This window comes from Paenibacillus anseongensis (assembly GCF_009757995.1).
GTDB lineage: Bacteria > Bacillota > Bacilli > Paenibacillales > NBRC-103111 > Paenibacillus_E > Paenibacillus_E chondroitinus.
Genome location: NZ_WSEM01000015.1, coordinates 276,826 through 286,156 on the forward strand (window position 1 = coordinate 276,826; position 9,331 = coordinate 286,156).

The window sequence follows — 9,331 nt, forward strand, 5'->3', positions numbered from 1 at the left end:
TGAACTATTGACGTATTTGACCGTTTCCGTAGATACGGTATTTGGTTGAAGTTAAGGCTGGCAGACCCATCGGTCCGCGAGCGTGCAGTTTTTGAGTCGAAATGCCGATTTCCGCACCGAATCCGAATTCAAAGCCATCTGTGAAACGCGTCGAGGCATTGTGGTAAACCGCCGCCGCATCGACTTCCTGCAGGAATCTCTCCGCATTGGCGGCATCTTCCGTCACGATACACTCGGAATGCATCGTGCCGAATTGGCGAATGTGGTCAAGCGCTTCATCCAGATCTTTGACTACTTTGACATTAAGAATGTAATCTCCGTATTCCGTTCCCCAATCTGCCGACGCAGCTGTTTGCATGCTAGAGACCAGGTCCCTGGCACGATCGTCTCCTCTAAGCTCGACATTGGCGCTTGTGAAAGCTTCTGCAATGGCGTTCAAATGTTTGGCTGCCACAGCTTCATGTACGAGCAGAGTTTCCATCGAATTGCAAACGGAAGGACGTTGAGCTTTGGCGTTAAGCCCAATAGAGATAGCCATTTCAAGCTGTGCGCTTTCGTCTATAAAAGTATGACATACACCTGCTCCTGTTTCAATGACAGGGACTGAGGCGTTATTGACAACATTTTGAATAAGTGAGTGTCCGCCTCTTGGGATGAGAACGTCTATGAGACCGTTCAGTTTCAGCATTTCATCTACAGAACTGCGATCTGCACTTAAGATCAATTGAAGGGCGTCAGCCGGGATGGCGGACCGGTTTAGCGCGCCATGCAGAACCTCGACGATTTTCTCATTGGAAAATAGAGCGGAAGAGCCGCCACGCAGCACAACGGCGTTGCCTGTTTTGAGGCATAATCCTGCGGCATCCACGGTAACATTAGGTCTAGCTTCATAGATGATGCCGATCACGCCAAGCGGAACACGAATTTTGCGAATGCGAAGACCATTCGGACGTTCAAAATCTTCGAGCGTATCCCCGATTGGATCGGGTAATTCAGCGATTTGACGCAATCCTTCAGCGATGGCGGCAATCCGGGACTCGTTAAGAGCAAGACGGTCAAGCAGGGAAGCGCTAGTGCCCAGCTGCTTGCCACGCTCCAAATCCTTGGCATTTGCTTCAATAATAGATTGTTGCTCAGTAACAAGGGCATCTGCCATAAGCAGCAACGCTGCGTTTTTCTGTTCCGTTGTGAGATTGCCCATGGTTTGGGCAGCTTGTTTGGCTAATTTGGACTTTTGAACGACTTCACTCATGGGAAGATCGACCTCCTGTTTGAAAAAAAGTTTGGCAATGCGCAATGATTTGTTCAGCCGTAAGTTCATACTGATCTCCGCTGCGGCGTTCTTTACATTCCACGATATGTTCGGCAGCTTTCTTTCCTACCGTAATTCGAAGCGGGAAGCCCAGCAGGTCGGCATCGTTGAATTTCACGCCAGGACGATCTTCACGATCATCCCATAGGACGGAATAGCCGGCATCGGTCAATGATTTGTAAATCTCTGTGGATAACTCCATCTGAATCTCGTCCTGCACATGAACCGTGAGGAGATGAACAGCGAAGGGAGCAACAGACGCCGGCCAAATGATGCCTCGCTCATCATGATTTTGTTCGATAATGGCGGCCAGCACACGGGAAACGCCAATTCCGTAGCAGCCCATAATGACGGGCTCGGAAGCACCGTTTTCGTCGCTGAACGACGCGCCTAGCGATCGGCTGTATTTGGTGCCCAGTTTGAAAACATGACCGACCTCAATGCCTTTGGCAAAAGAGAGTTCATGTCCGCAAGTTAGACAATGCTCACCTTCGGTAACATTTCGCAAGTCATAGTATGCCAGGCCGGCAAGATCCCGCTCAACCTGGACATGCGTGAGGTGATAATCGACTTCATTGGCACCGATGACAGCGTCTTGCATACCGATTACAGAGGAATCTGCGATAATTTTGACGTTCTGGAGTCCAATGGGTCCGATGAATCCAGCTTTGGAACCTATTTGTTGGATGCCGGCTTCCGATAACATAGTGAATTCTGTACCGTCCAGGGCATTTTTTAATTTAATCTCATTAACTTCACAGTCACCGCGAAGCAGAACAATCGCCGGTTCGCCGTTCGCTTCAATTGCGATGGATTTAATGATTTGCTTTGGCGAAATATGAAGGAACTCGCTTAGTTGTTTAATGCTGGTTACCTGTGGTGTTTGCACTTTTTGAGGTTCGGCATGCTGGCCTGATTGTTTGCTCGCTGTATCAGCAAATGCCGGCAATTGGCCAACCGCTTTCTCCAAATTGGCTGCATACTGACAGGAAGGGCAATGAACGATGGTATCTTCCCCAATGTCCGCTAGCACCATGAACTCATGGGTATCCGTACCGCCAATCGCTCCCGAATCTGCTTCAACCGCCCGGAAATTTAACCCGCAACGCGTGAAAATACGATGATAAGCCTTGTACATGCTCTCATAACTTTCATCGAGACCGCTCTGTGACCGATCGAAGGAATAGGCATCCTTCATAAGAAACTCACGTCCGCGCAGCAGGCCAAATCTAGGTCTTCGTTCATCCCGGTACTTGGTTTGGATTTGATAAAGCGTGACAGGGAGCTTTTTATAGGACTGAATTTCGTCCTTAACAATCGTTGTAATCACTTCTTCATGGGTTGCTCCTAGAGCAAACTCACGCCCATGCCGGTCTTCCAGACGCATTAATTCGGGCCCATAAACGTCCCAACGGCCGGAAGCTTTCCATAATTCAGAGGGATGAAGCGCTGGCATGAGCATCTCTTGCGCCCCAGCGGCGTCCATCTCTTCCCGAACGATGGTTTGAATATGTTGAAGGGCTTTAAGCCCCAATGGCAGATAGGAGTAAATACCGCTGGATAACTGGCGGATCAGTCCCGCACGCAGCATCAGCTTGTGGCTAACGACTTCGGCATCACCCGGGACATCTCGTAAAGTCGGGATCAGCATGCGTTGTTGTCTCATTAATGGTGTGCCTCACTTTCATTAATCAATTTAAGCAAGCGGAACCCATTCATCTCGGTGAATGACTTCAATTCTTGCCACTTCGACGCGCTTCTGGACTTCTTCGGTTGATAATCCTGCTGCTGCTTGTATTTGCCATGCAGCGTAGTTGACAACACCGCGTCCGAGCAGCGAACCTTCGTTGCTGAGCACTTCGACCACGTCGCCGGGGTGGAAGTCCCCGGTAGCTCCAATGATTCCGGCGGGAAGCAGGCTTTTGCCGCCGCTCATCAAGGCAGATCTCGCGCCAGGATCGACGAGGATTTGGCCTTGGGGCAGCGAGTGGAAGCCGACCCATTGTTTCTTCACCGGCAGATTATTGAGCGCCGTGTCGAAGTACGTGCCTTTGCCGCTGCCGCCGACGGCAATGGGCAGATCGCCGGGCTCCAGCACGCGCCCGATAAAGACCGGCACGCCCCCGCGCATCGCGATGCGGGCGGCTTCTACCTTCGAGCGCATGCCGCCGGTGCCGACCGCGCTCCCTGAACCACCAGCGAAGCTGAACAGCTCGTCGCTGATGGCGGCTACGCGATCGATACGCTGAGCGTTCGCGTTCTTGCGGGGATCGTCCGTGTACAGGCCGTCCATATCTGTAATGATGATCAATTTGCTGGCCTTCACCAAATTGCCCACCAAGGCTGACAAGGTATCGTTGTCGCCGAATTTAAGTTCATCCACCGAGACGGTGTCATTCTCGTTGATAATCGGGACGACGCCGCGCTGCAGCAGCTCGTCGATCGTCATCAGCGCGTTCTGGACGCGCTTGCGGTTGGAGAAGTCGTACCGAGTAAGCAAAATTTGCGCCACGCTGACACCGTGGGACGCAAATGCTTCATGGTACGCCTGCATGAGCAGTGCTTGCCCCACGGCAGCGGCAGCTTGCTTTTCGTGCAGCACCTTGGGCCGCGTGCGGTACCCAAGGGAAGTAAAGCCTGCGGCTACTGCGCCGGATGTCACGAGCAGGACCTGGTTGCCGTCCTTCTGCAATTGCGCCAGTTCCGATGCGAAAAAGCGGATTTTATCGGGATTTAAACCACCCGTATCTGAAGTTAAAGAAGAACTGCCGATTTTCACGACGATGCGCTGTGTCATTACGATCCCATCCTTTGTTTGAGCAATATGTAAATAATGGATATAAAAAAAGACTCCCGTCCTCATAACATAAGGACGAAAGTCTGTAGCTTCCGCGGTACCACCTTAGATTGGCGCACGCCAAAAAGGCTGCACCCAACTCTGGATTCCCTGGATAACAGCAGGGGACTGTTCAACTCATCGTTGACGGTTCAGGGGCGGGTTCGGAATCGGTTCACGGCAAGCTCTCTCAGTCGGTGGAGCTTACTCTCTGTTTACGTGCTGATCGTTCCTACTATTCCCATCATAACATTGCGATATAGAAGTTTTGGAAGACTTCCTTTTTTGGTTCTATATAGAATAGCACGGGGTACAAGTGTTTGTAAAGAAGCAGATGCCTCTAGTTTTACTAGCCGAACAGGTTCAGCTTTCCAATACGCTGTACAGCTTCTGCTAATCTTTCTTCGGAAGATAAGAGGCCGAGACGTACATAACCCTCGCCATGTGTACCAAAGCCAATGCCTGGTGCGACGACCACTTTTGCCTCCTGAAGAAGCAGATCAGCAAGGCTTTGCGACGTGTGTCCTTTTGGAACCGGCAGCCAAGAGAAGAAGGAGCCTTGGGAAGGACGGGCATTCCAGCCAATGTTCGCGAGAGCGGTGTACAAAGCATTACGACGGCTTTCATAAACATCCCGAAGCTCGCTGACGCATTCTTGGGAAGCAGTAAGCGCCGTTGCCGCAGCAACTTGAATGCCGCCGAATAAGGAGCAATAGTAATGATCCTGCATTAAGTTGATGAGGCGGATGACTTCCTTGTTACCCAGCGCAAAACCTACGCGCCAGCCAGCCATGTTATACGTTTTGGAGAGTGTATAAAACTCGATGCCAACCTCTTTGGCGCCAGGCGTCTGTAAGAAGCTGATCGGTTTCTCACCGTCAAATCCAATAGCACCGTAAGCAAAATCACTGGCTACGACCACGCCATTGCGCTGCGCGAATTGGACCGTTTCTTCATAGAAGGAAGCGGGTGCTGTAGCGCCAGTCGGATTGTTCGGATAGTTGATGAACATGAGTTTCGCGCGATCCAAATCCGATTGCTTCAATGCCGAGTAATCCGGAAGAAAGTTATTTTCTTCTCGCAAAGGCATGAAAGCCATCTCCGCTCCGGCTAATGCGACACCTGACCAATAATCGGGATATCCCGGGTCAGGCACTAAGCAAACATCGCCAGGATTCAATAAGCACTGAGCGATCTCGATGAGTCCTGTTTTACCGCCGAAAAGAATGGCGACCTCCGTATCCGGATCTAGATCAACCTGATGATCTTCTTTATAACGTTGTGCAATCGCTTGTTTCAGAAACGGAAAACCGCTGAAAGGCGGGTATTTATGATACAAAGGATTAGCGGCTGCTTCCTGCATCGAAGCTACGATATGAGGCGGCGTTGGGCGATCCGGGTTGCCTTGTCCCAGATTGATCACATCATGTCCTAATGCAATTTGTTCATTCGCTTTGCCTACGAGCGTAGCGAAAAATTGGGTAGGCAAACCTTTCATACGTTCAGCAGGCTGTATGGGGAAAGCACTTGTTTGTGTAGATAGCGTAGTCACGTCTTTAATTCACACTCCGGAGGTCGGGATTTTAATTAATAACCTAAATGTAACATGATTAATCTATTTTTCATAGTGATGAAAAAAATCGATTTTACAATGGACTAGTCTTATCATACAGTTAATTCAAAAGCTGTGGAAAGGTGATGAGAGCCATGTCAGACCAATCACAAGTTGCTCAAGTTTTTTTGCAGGAGTCGATTCGTGCTTTTGAGAGTATGAAAAAACTGGCGGATCAAGCATTTGCGCAGGCAGCGGATGAGCATTTTTATCAAACCTTGGATGAAGAGTCGAACTCTTTGGAAGTGTTGATCAAACACATGCATGGGAATATGTTATCCCGTTGGGTCGATTTTCTAACATCGGACGGGGAAAAGGAGACGCGGGAGCGCGACATGGAATTCGAAAGCAGTCGTTACTCGAGGGAGGAGCTTCTTTCTTTGTGGGAGGAAGGATGGAAAGTGCTTTTTGATGCCCTGCATTCCCTAACACCTGAGGATGTTTTGCGCATCATTCGCATTCGCGGACAAGAGCATACGGTCATTCAAGCCATTCAGCGCCAGGTTTCTCATTATGGATATCATGTGGGACAAATTGTTTTCTTGAGCAAACACTTGGCCAGCCAACAAGGCTGGAAAACGCTTAGCATAGCAAGAGGTCAATCGAAAGCTTTCAGGCCGTCTTAAGCCAGCACTTGGGTTCAAAGCGATTTTCGATTATGATGGATAACAGAAAAGGCTATTTTCGCCCACTGGAAGGAGTATTTACAGTATGTCAGAATCCAAACAGCTTCACTTGGCACTCATTCAAATGGATATCACGATCGGTGAACCAGATAGGAACTTTGCCCGATTGGAGATGCTGCTCCAAGAGGCTGTGCAAAACGATCCGAAACCGGATGTTATCGTTTTTCCTGAGATGTGGAACACCGGCTATGCCTTAACGGAGATTCAGCAGCTTGCTGATGTGAACGGCGAGCGGACAAAATCGCTATTGAGCAATTTTGCCAAAGCGAACCATGTGAATATTATTGGCGGTTCGATTGCCGATAAAAAAGAAGACCGTGTGCTGAACACGATTTATGCGTTTGATCGCGAAGGGGCGGAAATTGCGGAGTATTCCAAAATTCATCTGTTCCGCTTGATGGACGAAGAGAAATTTCTGCACAGCGGCGACCAGCTAGGCCGGTTTGAGCTTGAAGGCGTACCGGCTGGCGCAATGATTTGCTACGATATCCGTTTCCCGGAGCTGGCACGCAAATTAGCGCTGGATGGCGCTAGAATTTTATTCGTTCCTGCCGAGTGGCCTCATCCGCGATTGCATCACTGGCGCACGCTGCTCATGGCTAGAGCGATTGAGAACCAAATGTACGTCGTTTCTTGCAATCGTGTCGGAACGAGCGGTACAACGAGCTTCTTCGGACACTCCATGGTTATTGACCCTTGGGGCGAAGTGCTTGTGGAAGGCGACGAGAACGAAGCGATTTTACATGCAACGATTGATCTGGAGGAAGTAGTGCGTGTAAGGGCCAAAATTCCGGTCTTCGAGGACCGCCGTCCGCATTTATATTAATTTTTTTGAATTAGGCGGTAAGCATTTGATTTTTTGTCGGTTTTTCTGTAAACTAAAGCCAATTGAATGATCAATTGCGGCAGTGAGGGATGAATAGTACTTGAACAACTTCTTGTTCAGCGAGCTGGGGACGGTGAAAGCCCAGACAGGAGCTCAAGGAAAAGGCTATCCGGAGCCGATACGATAAAGGGGATACAAGCTTTTACAGGTGTATCAACTAGGGTGGAACCGCGGGTGCGTAAGGCTCTCGTCCCTAGGCATGATTTGATGCCTTTGGATGTGGAGCTTTTTTTGCGTGCTCATATCCAAACGGACGTCTAAGGGCTTAGCCCCATTTTGATAAGCTGAAGGAGCGAATGAACAATGAGTGTTACTATGGATCAAGTTGTCGCATTAGCAAAGCACAGAGGTTTTGTATTCCCGGGTTCTGAAATTTATGGCGGTTTGGCCAACACATGGGATTACGGCCCGTTAGGTGTTGAGTTGAAAAATAATATCAAACGCGCTTGGTGGAAAAAGTTCGTTCAGGAATCCCCGTACAACGTAGGTCTTGACGCTGCCATTCTGATGAATCCACAAGCTTGGGTAGCTTCCGGTCACGTAGGAAACTTCAACGATCCGATGATTGATTGCAAAAACTGTAAAGCGCGCCACCGTGCGGATAAGCTGATTGAGAACAAACTAGCTGAAAAAGACATCGAAATCGTCGTAGACGGTATGACGTTCGATGATATGATGAAGCTGATTGTCGAGCATAACATCGTTTGCCCGGATTGTGGCAGCAAAGATTTCACGGATATCCGTCAATTCAACTTGATGTTCAAAACGTTCCAAGGCGTGACAGAAGCAAGTTCCAACGTTGTTTACCTGCGTCCTGAAACTGCTCAAGGTATTTTTGTTAACTTTAAAAATGTACAGCGCACAATGCGTAAAAAGCTGCCATTCGGTATCGGCCAAATCGGTAAAAGCTTCCGTAATGAGATCACGCCAGGTAACTTTACGTTCCGTACACGTGAATTTGAACAAATGGAGCTTGAGTTTTTCTGCAAACCGGGCGAGGATATGAAGTGGTTCGAGTACTGGAGAAGCTTCTGCCACAACTGGCTGCTGTCATTGGGCGCGAAAGGTGAAAACCTTCGCCTGCGTGACCACAATGAAGATGAGTTGTCCCATTACAGTAATGCTACGACTGATATTGAGTACAAATTCCCGTTCGGTTGGGGCGAGCTTTGGGGTATTGCGGATCGTACGGATTTCGATTTGAAACAGCACATGGAGCATTCCGGTGAAGATTTCAACTATATCGATCAAGAAACGAATGAGCGTTATGTTCCTTATTGCATCGAGCCGTCCCTTGGCGCGGACCGTGTAACGTTGGCGCTGTTGATTGACGCGTTCGAAGAGCAAAAGCTGGAAGGCGACGACAGCCGTACAGTGCTTCACTTCCACCCTGCGCTTGCACCGATCAAGGCGGCTATTTTCCCGCTTTCCAAAAAGTTGAATGATGGCGCACAAGCTGTTTTTGCTGATCTGGCGAAACATTTCATGGTTGACTATGATGATACAGGTTCAATCGGTAAAAGATACCGTCGTCACGATGAAATCGGTACGCCGTTCTGTATCACGTACGATTTCGAGTCCGAGACAGATGGTCAAGTAACGGTACGTGATCGTGACACGATGGAACAAACGCGGATGCCAATTTCAGAGTTAAAAGCATTCATCGAGAATTCCCTACAGTTTTAATATAAAAAAGGCTGGCCACTCAGGTAGATAAACCTTGTGGTCAGCCTATTTTTTCTGCTGCGAGTTCGCTTTTAGTGTGCCAGGAGGAACTACAGGGTGCTATTTTGCCCAAAATAACTCTTTGAACGGTAGGAGGGGAACTGCGGTCCCTTATTTTGATGGATATGGTGGATATTTAGGTTGTCGGGGCGAAATAAGGCCCTGTAGTTCCTCTTCACGCAAGAATTGTAACTTTTATGCTGAATAAGACCCTGTGTGGACTTCTGTCAAGAAAGTAAACACACCATTAAGTGCCGATCACGCGGTTTCTGCA

The 9,331-nt window shown here is 49.0% G+C and carries 7 protein-coding genes; 3 read left to right on the top strand and 4 right to left on the bottom strand.

The window, feature by feature from the left end:
* Nucleotides 1–4: 4 nt before the first annotated feature.
* The 4 genes from GON05_RS16235 to GON05_RS16250 all read right to left on the bottom strand — a co-directional run bounded on the left by GON05_RS16235 (nucleotide 5) and on the right by GON05_RS16250 (nucleotide 5,700).
* Nucleotides 5–1,252, bottom strand: coding sequence for a glutamate-5-semialdehyde dehydrogenase (locus GON05_RS16235; protein ID WP_157320034.1), 1,248 nt, complete (start codon nucleotides 1,250–1,252; stop codon nucleotides 5–7).
* On the bottom strand, nucleotides 1,245–2,978 hold the full coding sequence (locus GON05_RS16240; RefSeq protein ID WP_157320035.1) for a proline--tRNA ligase: 1,734 nt from the start codon (nucleotides 2,976–2,978) through the stop codon (nucleotides 1,245–1,247). The genes GON05_RS16235 and GON05_RS16240 overlap by 8 nt, the downstream gene beginning before the upstream one ends.
* A gap of 30 nt (nucleotides 2,979–3,008) precedes the next feature.
* Nucleotides 3,009–4,109 (bottom strand): glutamate 5-kinase, encoded by a 1,101-nt coding sequence (proB, locus tag GON05_RS16245; protein ID WP_220138880.1) that lies wholly within the window; start codon nucleotides 4,107–4,109, stop codon nucleotides 3,009–3,011.
* Nucleotides 4,110–4,497: 388 nt separating this feature from the next.
* Nucleotides 4,498–5,700, bottom strand: a complete 1,203-nt coding sequence (locus GON05_RS16250; RefSeq protein WP_181646564.1) for a pyridoxal phosphate-dependent aminotransferase — start codon at nucleotides 5,698–5,700, stop codon at nucleotides 4,498–4,500.
* 155 nt (nucleotides 5,701–5,855) lie between these two features.
* On the opposite strand from GON05_RS16250, the gene GON05_RS16255 reads away from it, so the two are divergent.
* The 3 genes from GON05_RS16255 (at nucleotide 5,856) to GON05_RS16265 (ending at nucleotide 9,018) form a co-directional block, all read left to right on the top strand.
* The gene (locus tag GON05_RS16255) at nucleotides 5,856–6,386 is read left to right on the top strand and encodes a DUF1572 family protein (protein WP_157320038.1); all 531 of its coding nucleotides are present in this window, start codon (nucleotides 5,856–5,858) and stop codon (nucleotides 6,384–6,386) included.
* An 85-nt stretch (nucleotides 6,387–6,471) separates the two neighbouring features.
* Complete coding sequence (locus tag GON05_RS16260; protein ID WP_246239178.1) at nucleotides 6,472–7,272, top strand: carbon-nitrogen family hydrolase; 801 nt, start codon at nucleotides 6,472–6,474, stop codon at nucleotides 7,270–7,272.
* Between the two features lie 363 nt (nucleotides 7,273–7,635).
* On the top strand, nucleotides 7,636–9,018 hold the full coding sequence (locus GON05_RS16265) for a glycine--tRNA ligase (protein ID WP_157320039.1): 1,383 nt from the start codon (nucleotides 7,636–7,638) through the stop codon (nucleotides 9,016–9,018).
* Nucleotides 9,019–9,331: the final 313 nt, after the last annotated feature.